The organism is Streptomyces umbrinus (assembly GCF_030817415.1).
GTDB classification, from domain to species: Bacteria; Actinomycetota; Actinomycetes; order Streptomycetales; family Streptomycetaceae; genus Streptomyces; species Streptomyces umbrinus_A.
The window spans coordinates 3,110,299-3,129,302 of sequence record NZ_JAUSZI010000002.1 but is presented as its reverse complement, the minus strand read 5'-3'; the positions used below and the strand labels follow the sequence as shown (position 1 = coordinate 3,129,302).

Below are 19,004 nucleotides of genomic sequence, written 5' to 3'. Positions count from 1 at the left end.
CGCCGCGGGACGCCGTGGCTCAGTCGGTGCGGGGGACCCACTGGCGGTCCGAACCGACCGAGCCGTACCAGTAGCGCGGGAGACCCTTGACGCCGCTGGTGCGGAACGGCTTGCCGTGATCGTCGATACGGATCGTGCCGGTGCGTCCCTGGGACGACCAGTCGAGTTCCAGGTACCAGCGGCAGTCGCAGGAATCCGTCCGTGCGTTGACGAGCAGCACCTCCGGGTCCTCGGCGGACACCCGGTAGGGCATACGCATCGCGGGGATCGCCCCGTCGACGTCACCGCCCGGAACCGCACGTGCGATGGGCCGGTCCTTGTCCAGGTCGACGGCGAAGGAGCGCGGGGTGACCGCGCCTCCGCAGCCCTCGTCCATGGAGTAGCCGGCACCCCGCAGTTGGGTCGAGCGCCCGACGACCCGTACCCGGAGGGCCTCCAGGACGACGGCGGTGGACGACTTTCCCTGCACCGAGATCTTCACGATCGTCTCGCGCCCGTGCACCGCGTTCTGGCTGGCCGCCCACCGTGCGGCGTCCTGCGTGACCGGAGGCGGTGGCACCTGTTCCGGCTTCCTGTCGACGACGTACTCGTGGCCGCAGTCGAACGTCCAGCCGTGCGAGTTCGCGGTCCAGGTCAGCGGGAGGCCGGTGGTGCCGGAGCCCTTCGGCCGGCCGGCGTTCGCCGACGGCTCGCCGTCCTTGCCGGGTGGCGTGGACGCCTTTCCCTTGCCTCCGGCCGATGGCGAGGACGACGACGGCCCGGAGGACTTGGGCGACGGGCTCGTGGACCGGCGGTCACGTGCGTCGCCCGTGGCCGTCGAGGTCGGGCCCTCGCTCGGGCCGACGTTCCGGGAGGCGTCGTCGGACCGACGGTCGTCCGACAGCGCGGACAGGCTGCCCAGCGTGACCAGCAGCACCGTCACCACGGCGGCGGTGACCGCGACCCGCCGCCGGTACCAGGCCCGGCGGGGGCGCGGACCCGAGCCGCCGGAGGAACTGGAAACGGTCGGCACGCTCGATACGGGGTCGGGCTCCGCCGCTCCCGAAGACCCTGACTCCGACTCGTCGCTGCCTTCGGGCCCGTGGCTTCCTTCGGGGCCGCCGACTCGCTCTGGCCCGTCGCTTCCCTCGGGCCCGGTGCCCGCCGCGTCGGTGACCGGAGCCGGAGCCGGAGTTGGAGCTGGATCCAGATCCGGAGTTGGCTCCGGCTCTGGACTCTCCTGCGCCCCCGGCGCCCCCGACCCCCGCGGTCGCTGTCGCGCCGCCACCGCCTGGATCCAGAGGCGGTGCAGTTCGAGCCGTTCGGCCGGTGTCGCCCCGCACAGTGCGGCGAACCGCTCCACGGGTGCGAAGTCGAGCGGCACCGCGTCACCGGCGCAGTAGCGGTGCAGCGTCGAGGTGTTCATGTTCACCCGGCGCGCGAGGGCGCCGTAACTGCGGTCCGTGCGCGCCTTCAAGCGCCTCAGCAGTGCCGCGAACTCCTCGACGTCGTCGTCCCGAGTCGACACCGTGCCCCCGTGCTTCTCGTCGTGGCCCCCTGGTCGAAGGGGCGGTTCCCGTCCCGGGAGGGCATCCCAGGCACTCCATGTACCTGCACGTCAGATGGCCTGGGATGGTTCCACCGTCGCGGATCCGGAGTTGTCTGTTGCGCAGGCCCCGAGCGACGGCTGATGCTCTTGGTGTCGCACCGACCGCCGCCGGACCGACCATCCGCCGGCAGCCCACGACCGGGACCGGTGTCGGCACCCGTGCATGCGGATCCTTCCCGCCTGTACCTCACTTCACCGACCCGCGCAGATCAATCGTGCACTCATCCACAGGGGGACCCATGTCCAAGCGCACCCGAGCGGCCTCGCTCACCACCTTCGTCGCCGCGAGCGTCGCTTTCGGTGCGGTGCTCGCCGGCCCGGCAGACGCGACCGGGAAGGACACGAGCGCCTCGAAGCACGCCTCCACGAACGCCGCGGCGAAGGTGAAGGCGGGTGCGTGGCCGAAGTTCCTGTCGGCCTCGCAGCTGCCGCCGCACCCCACGTCCGCCTGGACGGCGGGCAAGGTCACGGACGGCGTGCCGGACGAGGTCCGGTTCTGCATCGAGGAGACCCTGCCGGGCTACGACTCCCGGTACCGCGACTTCTGGACCGACCTCGAGACCAACGCCCAGCAGCTCACCATCGTCGTCGGCAGCAGTGCCAAGGCCAAGGCCCTGGCCACACGGCTGAACAAGGACCTCCGGGCGTGCGCGACGCGCATCGAGCAGTCCGACCCGGAGACCGAGGCCGCGCTGAAGGACTACGGCAAGCTGTCGGTCGAGGAGGGTGCCCACGCCTACGGCCTGCACACCGAGACGTCCTGGGGCGCCACCGACATCAACCTCTACTCGGTCGGCCGGGACGGGCGGGCCGTGACCCTCGTGCGCTGGGGACAGATGGGTGACTTCTCCGACGCGCCGGTGAAGGCGTTCAAGAAGACGACGACCACAGCGGTCAGCAAGCTCTACTGACCGCAGCCGGGGGAAAGTGCCGGAGCCGCCCTCCCACCACGGGGGTGTGAGAGGGCGGCTCCTCGCACGAGAGCACGTACGAGAACCATGACCCGGCGAGAACCGGCCGCCGCCGGTGCTCGTGGTTGATCTGCGCACTACAATCCTCGCGACCTCATCGGGGGAGAGCCGTCGTGGAAACGATCATTGTCCAATTACCGGGTCCGTCGTGGGCGGACGGCGAGCACGACCGACGCGAAGGCGGATCCGGACCCGGACTGCTGCACCTGGGGCCCGGCGACATGGCCGACTTCGGGCGCGGCGGGTCGGGGGCCGCTGACCTGTCGGTCGTCCTGGCCGACCCGGGCGTCTCACGGCGCGCCGGACGGCTGGAAGCCGCCGAGGACTACTGGCGGCTGTCCAACTTCAGCCGGACCGCCGGTTATGTGGTGGAGAACCTGGAGGGCGCTGGCGAGTACATCACGGTGGCCCCCGGCCGCCTCGGCGCGCCGGTCCCCTTCGAGTTCTCCCGTGTCGTGCTGCCCGCACTGAACCGAACCGTCGACTTCAAGGTGTTCGCTCCGCAGCACGCCTACCTCGACGAGCGTTCCGTGCCCGGCGCCGGTGACCAGACCGTCAACCCCTTCGCCCTCGACCAGACGTCGAAGTACTTCCTCGTCCTGGTGGCGCTGTGCGAGCCGCGGTTGCGCGAGCCCTCGGACACGACGCTCCCCGGCGCGGGGGAGATCGCGGAACGCCTGCGTCCGCTGGACTCCTGCCGCGATCTGTCCCGCTCGGCGGTCAACTACCACATCGACTACCTGTCCTTCGCGAAACTGCGCCTGGACCAGGGAGACATGGACGGGGAGCAGGGCGGCCGCACCGGTGCCAAGCGCGCCCGACTGGCGGCGTCGGCGCTCCGCTTCGGCCTCGTACGCGAGGAGCACCTCGCCCTGCTCCCGCGCCGTACGGCGAGCCGCCGCCCCGTACAGGAAGCTCCCGCGTGACACCGTCGTCCAGTGCGGAAGGCTCCCACCCGCCTCCGCCCCTCGAAGAAGGCCCCGCATTGACCCCCCGCACAGGCCCCTCAGCACACCTCCCTGTCGGCTTCCGCATCGACGGCTGGGAGCTCGGCGCGCCCATCGGATCCGGCGCCTGGGGCACCGTCCACGAGGCCCGTTCCGTCGCCGACGACACCCCGGTCGCGGTGAAGGTGCTGCGCACCGACGCCCTGGCTCCTGGACAGCGGGCCGCCCTCGGTGAACTCGTCCAGCGCGAAGTGCGGTTCAGCCGGGAGGCGGACCACCCGAACCTCGTACGGACCCATGCCGTGTGCACCGTCGAGGCGCCCGATCATCCCGATCTGGACGGTGCGATCGCCCTGGTCATGGACCGGGCCGAGCGCAGCCTCCAGGACGTGCTCGACGCCACCGAGGCCGGTCGGCCGGTCCCCGACGCGGATCGCGTCCTGCGTTCGGTGGCCGCCGGTCTCGCGCACATGCACGGCGCCGGATGGGTGCACGGCGATCTGAAACCGGCCAACATCCTGTTGAGCGCGGACGGCGACGTGTGGCTCGCCGACTTCGGGGTCGCCGCGGAACTGGAGGGCACCCACGCCCACATGCCGCCGCTCGGCACCCTCGACCATCTGCCGCCCGAGTGGTGGTCGCAGCGCACCGACTCGCGGGGCACGGTCGTCCGGACGACCGCCGACATCTGGGCCTTCGGCGTCCTCGCCCACCAGGTGCTCACGGGCGGGCTGCACCCGTTCCCGGGGGCCACGGCCAGGGCCCGCTCCCTCGCCGCCCAGGCCTACGCGCGCGGGACCGCACCACTGCGCCTGGACGCCGACATCGAGGAGAGCAGACGTCGGCTGATCGCCGACTGTCTGTCGCCGGACCACGCCACGCGTCTCCAGTACACCGCCGACGTCCTCAAGGCCCGTGTCGACGAACTCTCCGGCGCGCCCCGCCGTCGCCGGCGGCTGGTGCCGGTCGTCGCGGCCGTCCTGGCGGGCGCCGCCGCCGTGACCGGTGCGCTCATGCTGCGGGACGACGGCGGTGCCGACGACAAGGGTGGCCCCGGCACGTCCGCCACGGCCACCGGCAGTACGGTCGCGGTGGCCGCGGGGGAGATCCCGCCGGACTCGGACGTGCCCAAGGCACTGCGCCCGGTCATCGTGAAGGCCGCACACCGCTGTACCGACAAGGAGATCACCCCCATCGTGCTCGCCGCCATGCTCAAGGCGGAGAGCGGGTTCGACGCCAAGGCGGCCCGCCCGGCCTCCGAGGAGTTCGGCATCGCGATGTGGACGCCCTCGGTGTTCCGGGCCTGGGCCGTGGACGGGGACGGCGACGGCGACAAGGACCACATGTCGCCGCCCGACGCGATCTCGACGATGAGCCTGTACGTGTGCTGGCTCGACCAGCGTTTCAAGGAGGCCGGGCTGCCGGAGAAGGACCTCGTCAAGCTCGTCGTGGCCGGCTACCGCACGAGCGACCGCACGATCATCGAGGAGCGTGGTGTCCCGGAGCGCGTACGGCCGCACGTGGACAAGGTGATGCGCTATCTCGCCGACTACGAGCGGTGACCTTCTCGCCGCCTGCTGAGGGTGACTCTCCCGCCGGCTGTGAACGGTGAGCCGGGACCCGGCAGGCGACCGGGTCCCGGCTCACTGAATCCCTGACTCACGCCTCGGCTACGACCCCGCGCAGTCCGGCACGTCCGGCAGCCGGTTGCCGGGTGAGCTGATGTAGATGTTGGAGATGTAGCCGCCGTACTGGGGCAGATACGCCCACCAGTCGTTGGTGTAGGGCGGCACGCTGACCGTCTGGCCCTGCTTCTGGCAGCCCACCAACACCTCGACCCCGGAGGGCAGTTGGGTCATCGGAGGGTTGGCGGTGGACGGGTCCCGGCGGACGTTCACGTGCTCGCTCCAGGTTCCGTACCACTTCCCCGTCGGCCGCACCCCGCCGGGCACGTTCAGGGAGCGGGTCAGCCGGCCGATGTCGGTGTAGGCCTTGCCGTACGACGTGCCGTCCGGATGGAGCGTCAGGACCGCCACGATCGTGCGGTCGCCCGCGCCCACGGTGCCGGTGGTGTGCAGCGCCGGGCGGGTGAGGTTCACGTCCTCCGCGGCGCGACCCTCCGCGGCGGTGGCCTTCGGGGCGGTGGCTGTCTTCGCCGTCGCCGCGCCGGAAGAGGAGCACGTACCTTCCGGGAACGAGGAGCCCGCCCAGCCCTGCTTCACGGCCCAGGGGCGGTCGAACGCCCCGGCGATGCCGAAGTGCTGGTCGAAGTCGTCCGAGGCACAGCGCGTGGACTGGCGCAGGTTGCCCATGACGAAGTCGCGCACGGGGGCCGGTGCCGTGTCCAGGATGTAGCGGTAGATCTTCACGGTGTCGCGGGCCGACAGGGCGGTGTAGCCCCAGTAGCCCTCGTAGCCGGCGGGCGGCGGGGCGGTGTCGGTCAGGCCGAGCTCGCGGACCATCCGGTTGATGATCGCCGAACCGCCGTAGTTGGACCAGTAGTAGTTGGCCGCGTTGTCGTCGCTGCTGCGCAGCATGGGCTCCAGCCGGGCCCGGTCGGCGGCCGGGATGACGTAGGACGGCCCGCGGTTCCACAGGAAGTCCAGGGTCAGCAGCAGTTTGACGACGGAGGCGGACCGGAAGGGCGTACCGGCGTTGACCTGTTCGGTGAAGGTTCCCGTCTGCCGGTCGAAGACGGCGACCCCGGCGGTGACGCCGTCGGGGATCTGGGCGGCGGCGGGTGCCTGGACGGCGGCGGTGGCCGGTGTGGCCGCGCCGGAGGCCAGGATCAGAAGTGCGGCGGCGGACGCGAGAAGTGTTCTCCACACGTGTCCGGCCGTTCCGCGTAGGCGCGCGGTGCGGTGCATGGTGGTTGTCTCCCCCTGGAGGAACGGCGCGGCCCCGACGACTGCGGGGACCGCACCGGCCGGGTTTCGAGCGGCGGACGGTGAAGGCCGGGTCAGTCCAGGTGCGGCCTGAGGACGATCGAGTTGATCGGCGTGAGGTCGGCGTACACGCCCGTTCCCTCGGCGAGCATGTCGGCCGTGCAGTCCGTCCCGCTGCTGTAGCACAGCATCGCGAGCGCACCGTCGTACTGGTTGTTGAGGACCCAGTGATTGCCGAACTGGTTCTGGAGGTTGTGCGTGCCGTACGTCCAGTAGATGTGGCTCGGGCTGACGGCGGGGTTCTGGTTCTGCGGGTAGACGCACACAGCGCCGTACGGGCAGCCGGCCCACTCGTCGGCCGCCTGGGCCTCCGTCGTGCCGACCGCCGTCAGGGCCGCGGTCGCGAGCGCGAGCGCGGCGGCGCCGCGAAGAAGTCTGCGCATGGTCTTCTTACTCCTCCGTGGAGTCGGTGAACTCTCGAACCCTAGGAAGAGAAGCGGGCGACCGGTCCTGACGAATGTCAGGTTGACTGCGACCGGATCGGCAGCGCGGTATCGGTAGTTGGTCCGAGCGTGGGTGGTCGCGCGGCACCCGGGGCCGTAGGCGCGACAGGGTTCGGTACGGCCGGGCCGGCCGTCGGCCCGACGGGCAGATGTACTGGCCTGTCTCATCGTGAGTGAGGACGCGGGATCAGGCGTGATCGCGCGGGTCAGCCCGTGAAGGGGCACCCGAAACGGCGTATGGCAGCCCCTTCACCTTGCGGCCCTCCACTCCCGGGGCGTCCAGGCCTCCACCCGTCATCGTCCGTCGGATGGAGGCGGCTCGGGCAGGTGGTCCGTCGCGCGACTTTTCCGGACGGCAGCAGGGCATCTCCGGACGTATCAGGGGTGGTTGACGATTCGACATGAGTGTCGTGATCCGGGCCGGGGCATGCATTCCGTGAACGTGTTCGAGCAGGAGGGGAATCGACAGCGGCGTGCGGGCGGGGGTCATGAAGAGGCAGGCACGAGGAGGCGGTCCCGTTGTATCCGGGGCCTTCTCGGCGAAGACGGTACAGACGACCACGACGGCGGGGGACACAGCGGACGGAACGACCGACCAGCACGGCGTTCCGCAACTCAGGCTCAGGCTCGGGCGCTGCGACCTCCGGGCGGTGCCTCAGGTCCGCAGGGCGCTGCGGGACCTGCTCGCCCACTGGGGGCGGCCCGGCCGATCCGAGATAGCGGAGTTACTGACCAGCGAACTCGTCACCAACGCCCTCGTCCACACCACCCATGACGCGCTGCTGACAGCCACCGTCGGCCCGCGCGGACTCCGGGTGGAGGTGAGGGACTTCGTGGGACGCAGGCCGAGACTGCGGGTACCGAACGCCGACGACGGTACGCACGGCAGAGGCCTGATCCTGGTGCAGTCCCTCGCGGACGCGTGGGGCGTCCGGATCCATGGCGTGGGGAAGGTGGTGTGGTTCGAGCTGGACGGGGGAGTGGCGTGAAACCGGATGGGCCGACGACCTGACACCGTACGGGGCAGGGACATGAAACCGGACCGGGCGCGGACATGAAACTGGACGGGGGCGCGGCATGAACTGCCGTGCCCCCGTCCAGAGTTGAGGCCTCGGGAGGCCCCGGTCCGGATCAGCCGAACTGCTGCTCCAGGTCCTTCAGCTTGCGCTCAAGGGAGTCGAGACGAGGGAGCGCCATTGTGTCGTCCTCCGCGGTGAGATCGACCGTCGAGGACTCAGTTCCTCGGCGGACGGGCTGCAACGAGGGCCGGGCGGCGCGTGCGGGTAGTTCCGGCGTTGCTATGGCAGGCTCCGCAGCGACCTGGGTGGCCGCCGGGGCCGGCTGGAGTTCCGCCTGACGGCCGCCGCCTCGTCCGATCATTCCGCGGTGGCCACGGGTGATCGCCTTGATGCGGGCACGGTCCAGCTTCTCCTGGTCGCGACGACGCAGGCGGTTCTGCTCCTTCTCCCGCTTGTCCTCACGGACTTCCTCGACCGCCTCGTCCAGGCTGCGCACGTTCTCCAGCAGCATCAGCGACCAGGCGCCGTAGGTCTCACGAGGGGCACGCAGCCACCGTACGATCCGGATCTGCGGCAGCGGCCGGGGCACCAGGCCCTGCTCGCGCAGGGCGGCGCGGCGGGTCTGCTTCAGCGCGCGGTCGAACAGGACCGCGGCCGACAGGGACATGCCGGCGAAGAAGTGCGGGGCGCCCGCGTGGCCGAGACCCCGGGGGGCGTGCACCCAGTTGAACCAGGCAGCGGCGGCCGCGAACGTCCACACGAGTATCCGGGAGCCGAGCGCCGCGTCACCGTGGCTGGCCTCGCGCACCGCGAGTACGGAGCAGAACATGGCCGCACCGTCCAGGCCGAACGGCACCAGGTACTGCCAGCCGCCGGACAGGTTCAGATTCTGCTCGCCGAAGCCGACCAGGCCATGGAAGGAGAGTGCGGCGGCGACCGCTGCACAGCAGAAGAGCAGTACATAGGAGGCGGTGCCGTAGACGGCCTCCTTGCGCCTGCGGCGCTCTTCCGTGCGCTCCCACGAATCGTCGGCGTGGGTCTTCTCCCCGGCGCGCTTGCCACGCGCGAGCACCGCAACCGCCGCCAGCAGGCCCAGGAGCAGCACGGCGCCGGGAAGCAGCCAGTTCAGCGATATGTCGGTCAGTCTCATCTGGGGTCCCTTGCATTGGGATAGGGCGTAACGCCCGCCATAGTGGCCCAATCCCGTGCGTCCTCAGAGGGTTTCGGGGCAAGAGGCCGCCAAGGGAGTGCAAGGGTATGCGCGAGGACGGCATTCTCCTCGAACTGCCGCTTGAGGAGCGGGAGTTGAGTTCGAGTTAGATTACCCTTACGGGTGGTTCCACGGAAAGTTCTTGCGGCAAGTGAGGACTTTGTGAATCGACTGTAACCAAAGGGTTCGGCCGGGCCGCCGTCAAGGTGCCCGGATCCATGGCGAGTTGATCTTACGTGACGTGGAGTCAGCCTGTTGCCACGGGATCAGCCCGCCGCGGCGGCCTCCGCCGTCAGCTTCGCGACACGGACCGCGTCGGAGTTGCGCGGGCAGTTGGCGCAGGTGTCCTCGGCGTCGAGGGTGTAGTGGAAGCAGCAGCTCGCCCGGTCACGGGTGGACAGGCACTCGCCGTTCGAGCCGGTCACCTCGCGGAAGCCGGCCGTGCCGACGTACGGCCGGGTCGTGCCGGGGAACAGCCGCTCCAGCTCCTCCCTCGCGCGCCCCTGCTCGCCCAGGAGCCCGGCGACGTACCAGAGGCTCTCGACGACCTCGTCCGTCGCCATGCCCCACAGGGCACGGCCCCGGCGTCGCGTCCGGGGGCCGAATCCGTCGAGGACCGGTTCCAGGTGCTCGGCCACGGCGGCCCGGACCGCCGCGCGCAGGGCCTCCTCGTCGGGGACGACGCGGGCGCCGGGCAGTGCGGCCGCCGGGTCGTCCGGCAGACAGGCGAACTCACCGACGCGTACGGCGATGCTGCCGGGCATGCGCTGGAACGTGACGTGCTGCACGGGAAAGCGGGGCACCCGGCGCAGCAGGAACCACGGCACCGTGATCAGCAGACAGGCCGGCCAGGCGTAACGGTGCAGGCCGAAGCCGGCGATCACGTCCGGACGGCCTCGCCGTCCGTGGTCCGTGAGTACCTGGTCGTCGTCCCACGCGAGGAACGCGTCCAGGTCGGCCCCGCCCTCCGCGAGTCCGGCGACGGAGATCCACCGGTCGCCCGTCGGGGCCGGTTCGTGCGGTGCGAGTTCCGTGACGCCCAGGGCCGGGAGCACCTCGGTCATCCGCGTGTACGCCGCTGTGAGGGCCGAGCCGACCAGGCGTACTTCTGCGCCGGGCGAGGTCTCGGCCGGGGCGGGAGCGGACATGCGGGGGCCCCGTTCCGTGATCGGTTGCAGGTAAGGCTTACCTTACCCGATACGATCGAGGTTTACCCTGTTCTGTCGGGGTCGCTCCGAACCCCGACCGAAATACTCACCACCACTGCCCGTCCTGGAGGAGGCTCCCGTGGAGAAGGCCGGTTCGCGCGAGGCGTACGGCTCCGCAGGAGACCCGTCGGAGACCGCCCCCGGCGCGGGAACGCCACGGGTTCCCCAGCAGCAGTCCCGGGCGGCGGGCGAAGGCCGGGAGCGCGCGGCCGGCCGGTCGTTCCGCGAGGACGCCCCCCGGGACGCCGCCGCACCCGGCACCCCGGCCTCAGCTCCCGCCGGCGCTCCCGCTCCCCCCGAGGACACGGCTCGCGGGGAGCACACGCACAGCGAGACGCCGATTCCGCAGCCCAGGGTGACGCGCGAGGGGCTCCCGGCCTCGGCGGACGCGCCCGGAACCGGTGCACGCCGGCCTTCGACGGCCGCTTCCGGCCGCCCGGCCACACCGGAGACTCTCGGAGACCCGTGGCACCACGGGACCTCCGGACCCCCCGCCGCGCCTGGTGGCTTCGGGGGACCTGGAAGCCACGGCACACCCGGAGGACTCGGAGCCCCGAGCGCACCGGCGGCGCCCGGCGGCCCCGGCGCACGTGCTGGATCCGGCCTACGCGATGGATCCGGCGCACGTGATGGATCCGCCGTACGCGATGGATCCGGCGCACGCAGTGGATCCGGCTCGCGAGGCGTCCCCGCCGCCCGTACGTCTTCCGCTTCCCGTTCCCCCTCCCCGTCCGCGTCCCCCCGTCCCGCGATTCAGCGAGCCTCCGTCCGCGGCCAGATCCTCGACGCTCTGCGGGCCGCCCTCGTGGCCGGCGAACTCGCCCCCGGAGAGGTCTACTCGGCCCCCGCGCTCGGCGAAAGCTTCGGTGTCTCGGCGACGCCCGTGCGCGAGGCCATGCAGCAGCTCGCCACCGAGGGCGCCGTGGAGGTCGTACCGAACCGGGGCTTCCGCGTCGTCGAGCGCGGCGCCCGCGAGCTGGCCGAACTCGCCGAGATCCGCGGGCTGATAGAGGCGCCCGTGATGCTGCGCCTGGCCCGCACCCTGCCGGCCGACGACTGGGAGGACCTGCGCCCGCTCGCGGAGGAGACGGCCCGGGCGGCGGCCGTCGGCTGCCGGGCGACGTACGCCGAGGCCGACCGCGCCTTCCACCGGGCGATCCTCGACCTCGCGGGCAACGAGCAGCTCGTACGTATCGCGGACGAACTTCACCGGCGGGCGCAGTGGCCCCTCGGCGGCAGCCCCACCGCTCGCGCCCGCCTCGAGCTGATGGCGGACGCGGCGCAGCACCTTGCCCTTCTGGACGCCCTGTCCGCGCAGGACCTGTCGGCGGTCGAGGCGCTGCTGCGGGAGCACTTCGTGAGCATGTGAGACGCCGTCGGTCGCGCCCCTCAAGGGGCGCGGGGCTGTGACATTTGCGGCTCCGCCGCGGGGCGCGACCAGCCCCCACGCACCCGCACATGCCACACCGGCCGGCGGCAGCCACACGGCTCAGGCCGTCGCCGCCGGCGGAGTCAACTGGTCCGCCAGCCACGTCGGTACGCCACCCAGGAGGCGGAACAGACGCCCCGCCTCCGCGCGCAGCCGCGAGGCTTCGGGCTCGGTCTCCGCGTCGGCCAGGGAGGCCAACGCCGGGGCCGTGCCCACCAGATAGCCCAACTCCTCCCGGATGCGCAGGGATTCACCGAAGCCGTGCCGGGCCTCCGCCAACTCGCCCTCGCGCAGGGCGAGTCCGGCGAGGTGGCGCCAGGTGAAGGAGAGCAGCAGGGGGTCGTCCTGGGCGGTGGCGCCGGCATGGGCGCGGCGATAGGCGGCGCGCGCGGACTGCGGGGAGTGGGCGAGGTTCTCGGCGAGCAGCCCGCGCCGGAAGTCCAGCAGGGCCCGGCCCGGAGCGCCGGGCGCGATCAGTGCGGCGGCCCGGCCGAGTGCGGCCCGTGCCTCGTCGGCCCGGTCGCGGACGGCGAGCAGCGTGGACGCGTACGCGAGCTGCCCGCGCTCGCACGCTGCGGCGCCCCGTTCGTCGTCGGACTGGGCCAGCGCCTCGGCCGTACGCAGCGCGTCCTCCGCCTCCGCCCAGCCCTGCTCGGTGTAGAGGCACCGTTCGACGAGGAGCGAGGCCCGTTGGAGCGCGGCCGATGCCGTGCGTGGTTCGAGGAGCGCCGCCGCGTCGGCCCAGCAGGCGCGCGAGCGCAGCCGCCACACCGCGGTCTGGAGTGGATCGTCCCCGGCAGTCGTCCCGTAACCAGACATGGCGGTATGCGCCACGTTGCCCTCCCCGAGCACGCCATTGAGCTGTTGAGTGGTGGCGGCATCTCAGCACGAATGCACTCGCCCGGCCAAGGGGGTGGGTGAAGGATTTCACAAAGTCGTGGGACAAGGGGTGCGGCGGCGAAGGCACTTGGTGCCACTCGCCGCGCACCCTTGTGACCTCAGCTCATGCGCAACGCCAGGAAGAAGTCGAGCTTGTCCTCCAGGCGGGAAAGATCGCGACTCGTCAACTGCTCGATGCGTCCCACCCGGTAGCGCAGCGTGTTGACGTGCAGGTGCAGACGGGCGGCGCACCGGGTCCAGGAGCCGTCGCAGTCGAGGAACGCCTCAAGGGTCGGGATCAGCTCGGCACGGTGGCGCCGGTCGTAGTCGCGGAGGGGATCGAGGAGCCGCGCCGTGAAGGCGCGACGCACGTCGTCCGGCACGAAGGGCAGGAGCAGGACGTGCGACGCCAGCTCCTGGTGCCCGGCCGCGCACACCCGGCCGGCCCGCGCCGCGGCGACCCGGCGCGCGTGCCGGGCCTCCTCCAGGGCGCCGCGCAGCCCCTCCGCCGAGTGCACGGAGGCGCTGACGCCGAGCGTGAGCCGCCCGTCGTCGTCGAGGCCCGCCGACAGCGGGTCCCGTACGGCCGCCAGGAGGGTGTCCGCGTGCAGCCCGGCCTCCGAGCCGTCGTGCTCCGAGGAAACCGCCGGAAGCGGTACGAGCGCGATGGCCTCCTCACCCGTATGGGCGACCGCGATCCGGTCGGACGGTTCGGGACCGGCCGACAGCGGGTCGACGAGGATCTCCTCCAGGAGCGCCTGCGCCACCGCACCGCCCTCGATCTCCCCGCCGTCCCACTCGACCCGGGCGACCACGACCTGCCAGTGCGGGGCCGCGCCGAGCCCCGGCAGCAGCACGGGCGCCGCGACCCGCAGCCGCGCCGCGATCTCGCCGGGCGCGGCACCGGTCTGCACCAGTTCGAGGACCTCCTGCGCGAGCCGCCGCCGTACCGTGCGTGCCGCGTCCCGCCGGTCCCGCTCCACGGAGATCAGCTGGGTCACGCCCTCCAGCAGGTCGAGCCGCTCCGCCGGCCAGTCCCCGGCATCGGCCTCGACCGCGAGCAGCCAGTCGGACAGGACCGTCTCGCGGACGTCCCGCGAGCCCGGTGCGCCCGACGCACCCGCCGTGCCCGTGCCACGCGCGCTGCTGCGGATCGGGAAGAGCGAGTACGTCGTGCCGCCCACCGCCACCCGGTACGGCCCGCGCCGCCCGGTGCGGACCGCCGCCAGGTGCTCGCCTGCCAGTGCCGCGCACACCGCGGAGGGCAGCCCCGGTTCGGCGCCGGGGGAGCCCGCGATGAGGCGTCCGGCGGGGGAGAGCACCCAGGCCCGCAGGTCCAGGTCGGAGCCGAGCAGGTCCAGGACCACGTCCGGGCCGCCGCCCGCGGGACCCGAGGTCATCATCCGGCGGTGCCGGTCCACGACGGCCGCCAGATCCCCGGCGCGCTCGCCCGACACCTGCCGTACGACGTGCTCGGTGATCGTCGCGAAGGCCACCGACTCGTTGACGGCGAACAGCGGCAGCCGGTGCCGCGCACAGGCCGCCACCAGGTCCTCCGGGATGGGGCCGAGCTCGGCCTCACCGGCGGCCAGGGCGGTGACCCCGGCGCTCGCGAGGATCCGTACGAAGGGCTCCGAATCGGTGGCGTCGCGGCGCCAGGCGAGCCCCGTGAGCACCAGCTCGCCGCCCGAGAGATAGCGGCTGGGGTCCCGCAGGTCCGTGGTCATCACGCCACGGACCGTGCGGTCCAGCTCGTCCTCGCCGCCGAGCAGCCGCAGGCCCAGCGCGTCCGTGTCCAGCAGTGCGCGCAGCCGCATTCTCGTCGCCGCCGTTCTGTCTCGAAAACTACGATGGATCTGGATGGTTCCGGAGGGGCCCGAGTATGGGTGCCCCGTGCACGGGTTCCCGGGCTCCGCAGAGTGGGCCCGAGGGGTCCGGTGGACGATGTTTCCGGCCCTCATGGCCCGTGTCCTGGGCTTTCGCGACATGTGGTCGCTGATTCCCGAACCTGTGCGTGGTGTTTCCGGAGGAAAACGAGGAGGTTGCTGATGCCCTCCGTTCATACGAATCTACAAGATGCGCGCCCTGGCCAGCGAACTCCTTCATGGTTTCGGTGACTGACCCAGGTGCGGGACGGCGCTGTGTACTGATTTCAATCAACGTGAACAACGTATGAACGAGCCGGACCCGCCGCACACGAACTGGCTTGATCAGAACCATCCACGAGACGAAGAAGAGAGCCGGTCATGGACTTCCTTCGCCCCGCCAGCTGGGAGGAGGCGCTCGCCGCGAAGGCCGAGCACCCCACCGCTGTGCCGATTGCGGGTGGCACCGATGTGATGGTCGAGATCAACTTCGACCACCGCCGGCCCGAGTACCTGCTGGACCTGAACCGCATCGGCGAACTGGGTGAGTGGGAGGTCGGCGAGGAGTCCGTCCGCCTCGGCGCCTCGGTCCCGTACACGGCGATCATGGAGCAGCTGCGCGGCGAGCTGCCCGGCCTGGCCCTCGCCTCCCACACGGTGGCCTCCCCGCAGATCCGCAACCGCGGCGGCGTCGGCGGCAACCTCGGCACCGCCTCCCCGGCCGGCGACGCCCACCCCGCCCTCCTCGCGGCGGGCGCGGAGGTCGAGGCCCAGTCCGTACGAGGCACGCGGCTGATCCCGATCGACGAGTTCTACACCGGTGTGAAGCGCAACGCGCTCGCCGCCGACGAGCTCATCCGGGCCGTCCACATCAAGAAGGCCGACGGCCCGCAGCAGTACTCGAAGGTCGGCACCCGCAACGCCATGGTGATCGCGGTCTGCGCCTTCGGTCTGGCCCTGCACCCCGACACCCGCACGGTCCGCACCGGCATCGGCTCGGCCGCGCCCACGCCCGTACGGGCCAAGGCCGCCGAGGAGTTCCTGAACGCGGCGCTCGAAGAGGGCGGCTTCTGGGACAACGGCAGGATCATCACCCCGTCGGTCGCCAAGCAGTTCGCCGAGCTGTGCTCGGCCGCCTGCAACCCGATCGACGACGTCCGGGGCACGGCGAGCTACCGCCGCCACGCGGTCGGCATCATGGCCCGCCGCACGCTGACCTGGACCTGGGAGTCGTACCGCGGCACCGCCGCCCGTTCGGAGGGAGTCGCGTAATGCGCGTCAATTTCACGGTCAACGGCCGTCCGCAGGAAGCCGACGACGTCTGGGAGGGCGAGAGCCTGCTCTACGTCCTGCGCGAGCGCATGGGTCTTCCCGGCTCCAAGAACGCCTGCGAGCAGGGCGAGTGCGGCTCCTGCACGGTCCGCCTGGACGGCGTACCGGTGTGTTCGTGTCTGGTCGCGGCCGGCCAGGTCGAGGGCCGCGAGGTCGTCACGGTCGAGGGCCTCGCCGACTTCGCCAAACAGCGCGCGGAGCACGGGGGTTGTGCCTCCGGAGCTTCCGGAGCCTGCGGTACGCCCCTGGACGCGGCCAAGCGGTGGGAGGCCAGGCCCTCCGACTCGCAGGCCGGCGAGGGCACCGAACTCTCCCCGATCCAGCAGGCGTTCATCGACGCCGGCGCCGTCCAGTGCGGCTTCTGCACGCCCGGCCTGCTGGTCGCCGCCGACGAGATGCTGGAGCGCAACCCGACCCCGAGCGACGCGGACATCCGCGAGGCGCTGTCGGGCAACCTCTGCCGCTGCACCGGCTACGAGAAGATCATGGACGCGGTCCGCCTGGCGGCCGCCCGACAGGGAGAGGTGGTCTGACGATGGCCGGCAAAAGCGCTCCCCTCGGCACTCCCACCAAGGTCACCCAGGGTTCCCGGACCAAGGGCGGCATCGGTGAGTCCACGCTCCGCCCGGACGGCATCCTCAAGGTCACCGGAGAGTTCGCGTACTCCTCGGACATGTGGCACGAGGACATGCTCTGGGGCCAGATCCTGCGCTCCACGGTCGCGCACGCCGAGATCGTCTCCATCGACACGGTCGAGGCGCTGAAGACCCCCGGCGTCTACGCCGTCATGACGTACGACGACCTGCCGACCGACGTGAAGAACTACGGCCTGGAGATCCAGGACACCCCGGTGCTCGCGCACGGCAAGGTCCGTCACCACGGCGAGCCGGTCGCGATCGTCGCCGCCGACCACCCGGAGACCGCGCGCCGCGCCGCCGCCAAGATCAAGGTCGAGTACCGCGAACTCCCGGTCATCACCGACGAGTCGTCCGCGACCGCGCCGGACGCGATCCTCGTCCACGAGAACCGCGACGACCACCACATCGGCCACGTCCCGCACCCGAACATCGTGCACCGTCAGCCGATCATTCGCGGCGACGTGGCATCCGCCCGGGAACGCGCCGACTTCATCGTCGAGGGCGAGTACACCTTCGGCATGCAGGACCAGGCCTTCCTCGGCCCGGAGTCGGGTCTCGCCGTGCCCTCCGAGGACGGCGGCGTCGACCTCTACATCGCCACCCAGTGGCTGCACTCGGACCTCAAGCAGATCGCACCCGTCCTGGGCCTCCCCGAGGACAAGGTCCGCATGACGCTCTCCGGCGTCGGCGGCGCGTTCGGCGGCCGCGAGGACCTGTCGATGCAGATCCACGCCTGCCTGCTCGCGCTGCGTACGGGCAAGCCGGTCAAGATCGTCTACAACCGCTTCGAGTCCTTCTTCGGCCACGTCCACCGCCACCCCGCGAAGCTCCACTACGAGCACGGGGCGACCAAGGACGGCAAGCTCACGCACATGAAGTGCCGCATCGTCCTGGACGGCGGCGCCTACGCCTCCGCGTCCCCGGCGGTCGTCGGCAACGCGGCGTCCCTCGCGGTCGGCCCGTACGTACTCGAAGACGTCGACATCGAATCGATCGCCCTCTACTCCAACAACCCGCCCTGCGGCGCCATGCGCGGCTTCGGCGCGGTCCAGGCATGCTTCGCCTACGAGGCACAGATGGACAAGCTCGCCGACAAGGTGGGCATGGACCGGGTCGAGTTCCGGCAGCTCAACGCGATGTCGCAGGGCACGATCATGCCGACCGGCCAGAGCGTCGACTCGCCCGCCCCGGTCGCCGAACTCCTGCGCCGCGTCAAGGCGATGCCCATGCCGCCCGAGCAGCAGTGGCTCGCGGCCGGCGAGGCGGCGGACGTCCGCCAACTGCCCGGCGGCCTCTCCAACACCACCCACGGCGAAGGCGTCGTACGAGGCGTCGGCTACGCGGTCGGCATCAAGAACGTCGGCTTCTCCGAGGGCTTCGACGACTATTCAACGGCCAAGGTCCGCATGGAAGTCGTCGGCGGCGAACCGGTGGCCACCGTCCACACCGCGATGGCGGAGGTCGGCCAGGGCGGCGTCACCGTCCACGCGCAGATCGCCCGCACCGAACTGGGCGTCGCCCAGGTGACGATCCACCCGGCGGACACCCAGGTGGGCTCGGCCGGTTCGACCTCCGCGTCCCGCCAGACGTACGTCACCGGCGGCGCCGTCAAGAACTCCTGCGAACTCGTCCGCGAGAAGGTCCTGGAGATCGGCCGCCGCAAGTTCGGTACGTACCACCCCGCCTGGGCCACCGCCGAACTGCTCCTGGAGGGCGGCAAGGTCGTCACCGACGGCGGCGAGGTGCTGGCCGACCTGGTGGACGTACTCGAAGGCGAGGCCGTCGAGGTCGAGGAGGAGTGGCGGCACCGGCCGACCGAGCCCTTCGACCTCCGCGACGGGCCAGGGCTTCGGCCACGTCCAGTACTCCTTCGCCGCCCACCGCGCGGTCGTCGAGGTGGACACCGAACTGGGCCTGGTGAAGGTCATCGAACTGGCCTGCGCCCAGGACGTCGGCAAGGCGCTCAACCCGCTGTCCGTCATCGGCCAGATCCAGGGCGGTACGACCCAGGGCCTGGGCATCGCGGTCATGGAGGAGATCATCGTCGACCCCAAGACGGCGAAGGTCAGGAACCCCTCCTTCACCGACTACCTCATCCCCACGATCCTCGACACGCCGACCATCCCCGTCGACGTGCTCGAACTCGCCGACGACCACGCGCCGTACGGGCTCCGTGGCATCGGCGAGGCACCGACTCTGTCGTCGACTCCGGCCGTGCTAGCGGCAATCCGGAACGCGACGGGCTTGGAGCTCAACAGGACGCCGGTCCGACCGGAACACCTCACCGGCACGGCATAGGCGCCCCGCCGTCGTTGTGGGCAGCCGTTCCGCAGGCCGGAACGGCTGGGCACAGCAACGGCACCCCCGGCACCGGGCGAACCGTACGTCCAACGGCACCCCCGGTACCGGTCCACGTGCAGCACCACGATTCGTTCGTCTCGGGCCGTCCCCCGGGTCGTGCGGCCGAAGCACCTTCCCAAATCCCGCACACGCCGAAGGCGACAGCGGGTGCCCCTGTGAACCTTGGGAG

General features: G+C 71.5%; 14 protein-coding genes and 1 pseudogene. 8 read left to right on the top strand and 7 right to left on the bottom strand.

The window, feature by feature from the left end:
* Positions 1-19: 19 nt before the first annotated feature.
* A complete protein-coding gene (locus QF035_RS13810) occupies positions 20-1,507 on the bottom strand; it encodes a helix-turn-helix domain-containing protein (protein WP_307520547.1) in 1,488 nt (495 codons plus the stop codon).
* Positions 1,508-1,827: 320 nt separating this feature from the next.
* On the opposite strand from QF035_RS13810, the gene QF035_RS13805 reads away from it, so the two are divergent.
* The 3 genes from QF035_RS13805 to QF035_RS13795 all read left to right on the top strand — a co-directional run bounded on the left by QF035_RS13805 (position 1,828) and on the right by QF035_RS13795 (position 5,068).
* The gene (locus QF035_RS13805) at positions 1,828-2,499 is read left to right on the top strand and encodes a hypothetical protein (RefSeq protein WP_307520545.1); all 672 of its coding nucleotides are present in this window, start codon (positions 1,828-1,830) and stop codon (positions 2,497-2,499) included.
* 173 nt (positions 2,500-2,672) lie between these two features.
* Positions 2,673-3,485 carry a serine/threonine protein kinase gene (locus QF035_RS13800; RefSeq protein WP_307520544.1) on the top strand — a complete coding sequence of 271 codons (813 nt, stop codon included), beginning with the start codon at positions 2,673-2,675 and terminating at the stop codon, positions 3,483-3,485.
* A 59-nt stretch (positions 3,486-3,544) separates the two neighbouring features.
* Positions 3,545-5,068, top strand: coding sequence for a serine/threonine-protein kinase (locus QF035_RS13795; protein WP_307520542.1), 1,524 nt, complete (start codon positions 3,545-3,547; stop codon positions 5,066-5,068).
* Between the two features lie 108 nt (positions 5,069-5,176).
* Here the strand turns inward: QF035_RS13795 and QF035_RS13790 are convergent, their stop codons facing one another.
* Together QF035_RS13790 and QF035_RS13785 are read right to left on the bottom strand one after the other, a co-directional pair.
* On the bottom strand, positions 5,177-6,373 hold the full coding sequence (locus tag QF035_RS13790; RefSeq protein ID WP_307520540.1) for a hypothetical protein: 1,197 nt from the start codon (positions 6,371-6,373) through the stop codon (positions 5,177-5,179).
* Positions 6,374-6,465: 92 nt separating this feature from the next.
* On the bottom strand, positions 6,466-6,834 hold the full coding sequence (locus tag QF035_RS13785; RefSeq protein WP_307520539.1) for a hypothetical protein: 369 nt from the start codon (positions 6,832-6,834) through the stop codon (positions 6,466-6,468).
* A 548-nt stretch (positions 6,835-7,382) separates the two neighbouring features.
* Here QF035_RS13785 and QF035_RS13780 point away from each other — a divergent pair.
* Positions 7,383-7,883, top strand: coding sequence for an ATP-binding protein (locus QF035_RS13780; protein WP_307520538.1), 501 nt, complete (start codon positions 7,383-7,385; stop codon positions 7,881-7,883).
* Between the two features lie 142 nt (positions 7,884-8,025).
* On the opposite strand, the gene QF035_RS13775 is transcribed toward QF035_RS13780, so the two are convergent.
* Positions 8,026-9,063: a DUF2637 domain-containing protein gene (locus QF035_RS13775; protein WP_055615044.1), complete on the bottom strand. Its 1,038-nt coding sequence runs from the start codon at positions 9,061-9,063 to the stop codon at positions 8,026-8,028.
* A gap of 326 nt (positions 9,064-9,389) precedes the next feature.
* Positions 9,390-10,271, bottom strand: a complete 882-nt coding sequence (locus QF035_RS13770) for a (2Fe-2S)-binding protein (protein ID WP_307520536.1) — start codon at positions 10,269-10,271, stop codon at positions 9,390-9,392.
* A 415-nt stretch (positions 10,272-10,686) separates the two neighbouring features.
* Between QF035_RS13770 and QF035_RS55760 the strand changes: the two genes are divergently transcribed.
* The gene (locus tag QF035_RS55760) at positions 10,687-11,700 is read left to right on the top strand and encodes a GntR family transcriptional regulator (protein ID WP_373466949.1); all 1,014 of its coding nucleotides are present in this window, start codon (positions 10,687-10,689) and stop codon (positions 11,698-11,700) included.
* A gap of 120 nt (positions 11,701-11,820) precedes the next feature.
* On the opposite strand, the gene QF035_RS13760 is transcribed toward QF035_RS55760, so the two are convergent.
* Positions 11,821-12,594: a hypothetical protein gene (locus QF035_RS13760; protein WP_307520535.1), complete on the bottom strand. Its 774-nt coding sequence runs from the start codon at positions 12,592-12,594 to the stop codon at positions 11,821-11,823.
* Positions 12,595-12,758: 164 nt separating this feature from the next.
* Complete coding sequence (locus QF035_RS13755; RefSeq protein ID WP_307520534.1) at positions 12,759-14,456, bottom strand: PucR family transcriptional regulator; 1,698 nt, start codon at positions 14,454-14,456, stop codon at positions 12,759-12,761.
* 429 nt (positions 14,457-14,885) lie between these two features.
* Between QF035_RS13755 and QF035_RS13750 the strand changes: the two genes are divergently transcribed.
* From QF035_RS13750 to QF035_RS13740, 3 genes and pseudogenes are all read left to right on the top strand, one after another.
* The gene (locus QF035_RS13750; protein ID WP_307520533.1) at positions 14,886-15,776 is read left to right on the top strand and encodes an FAD binding domain-containing protein; all 891 of its coding nucleotides are present in this window, start codon (positions 14,886-14,888) and stop codon (positions 15,774-15,776) included.
* Positions 15,776-16,369, top strand: a complete 594-nt coding sequence (locus QF035_RS13745) for a (2Fe-2S)-binding protein (RefSeq protein ID WP_307520532.1) — start codon at positions 15,776-15,778, stop codon at positions 16,367-16,369. Before QF035_RS13750 ends, QF035_RS13745 begins: the two co-directional genes overlap by 1 nt.
* Before the next feature lie 2 nt (positions 16,370-16,371).
* Positions 16,372-18,772, top strand: a pseudogene (locus QF035_RS13740) (xanthine dehydrogenase family protein molybdopterin-binding subunit).
* Positions 18,773-19,004: the final 232 nt, after the last annotated feature.

What these genes read in the sequence shown, in the direction of transcription:
- QF035_RS13790 (WP_307520540.1), bottom strand. Translation starts at nt 6,373, where the DNA reads ATGCACCGCACCGCGCGCCTACGCGGAACGGCCGGACACGTGTGGAGA.
- QF035_RS13775 (WP_055615044.1), bottom strand. Translation starts at nt 9,063, where the DNA reads ATGAGACTGACCGACATATCGCTGAACTGGCTGCTTCCCGGCGCCGTG.
- QF035_RS13785 (WP_307520539.1), bottom strand. Translation starts at nt 6,834, where the DNA reads ATGCGCAGACTTCTTCGCGGCGCCGCCGCGCTCGCGCTCGCGACCGCG.
- QF035_RS13750 (WP_307520533.1), top strand. Translation starts at nt 14,886, where the DNA reads ATGGACTTCCTTCGCCCCGCCAGCTGGGAGGAGGCGCTCGCCGCGAAG.
- QF035_RS13755 (WP_307520534.1), bottom strand. Translation starts at nt 14,456, where the DNA reads ATGCGGCTGCGCGCACTGCTGGACACGGACGCGCTGGGCCTGCGGCTG.
- QF035_RS13780 (WP_307520538.1), top strand. Translation starts at nt 7,383, where the DNA reads ATGAAGAGGCAGGCACGAGGAGGCGGTCCCGTTGTATCCGGGGCCTTC.
- QF035_RS13745 (WP_307520532.1), top strand. Translation starts at nt 15,776, where the DNA reads ATGCGCGTCAATTTCACGGTCAACGGCCGTCCGCAGGAAGCCGACGAC.
- QF035_RS13770 (WP_307520536.1), bottom strand. Translation starts at nt 10,271, where the DNA reads ATGTCCGCTCCCGCCCCGGCCGAGACCTCGCCCGGCGCAGAAGTACGC.
- QF035_RS13805 (WP_307520545.1), top strand. Translation starts at nt 1,828, where the DNA reads ATGTCCAAGCGCACCCGAGCGGCCTCGCTCACCACCTTCGTCGCCGCG.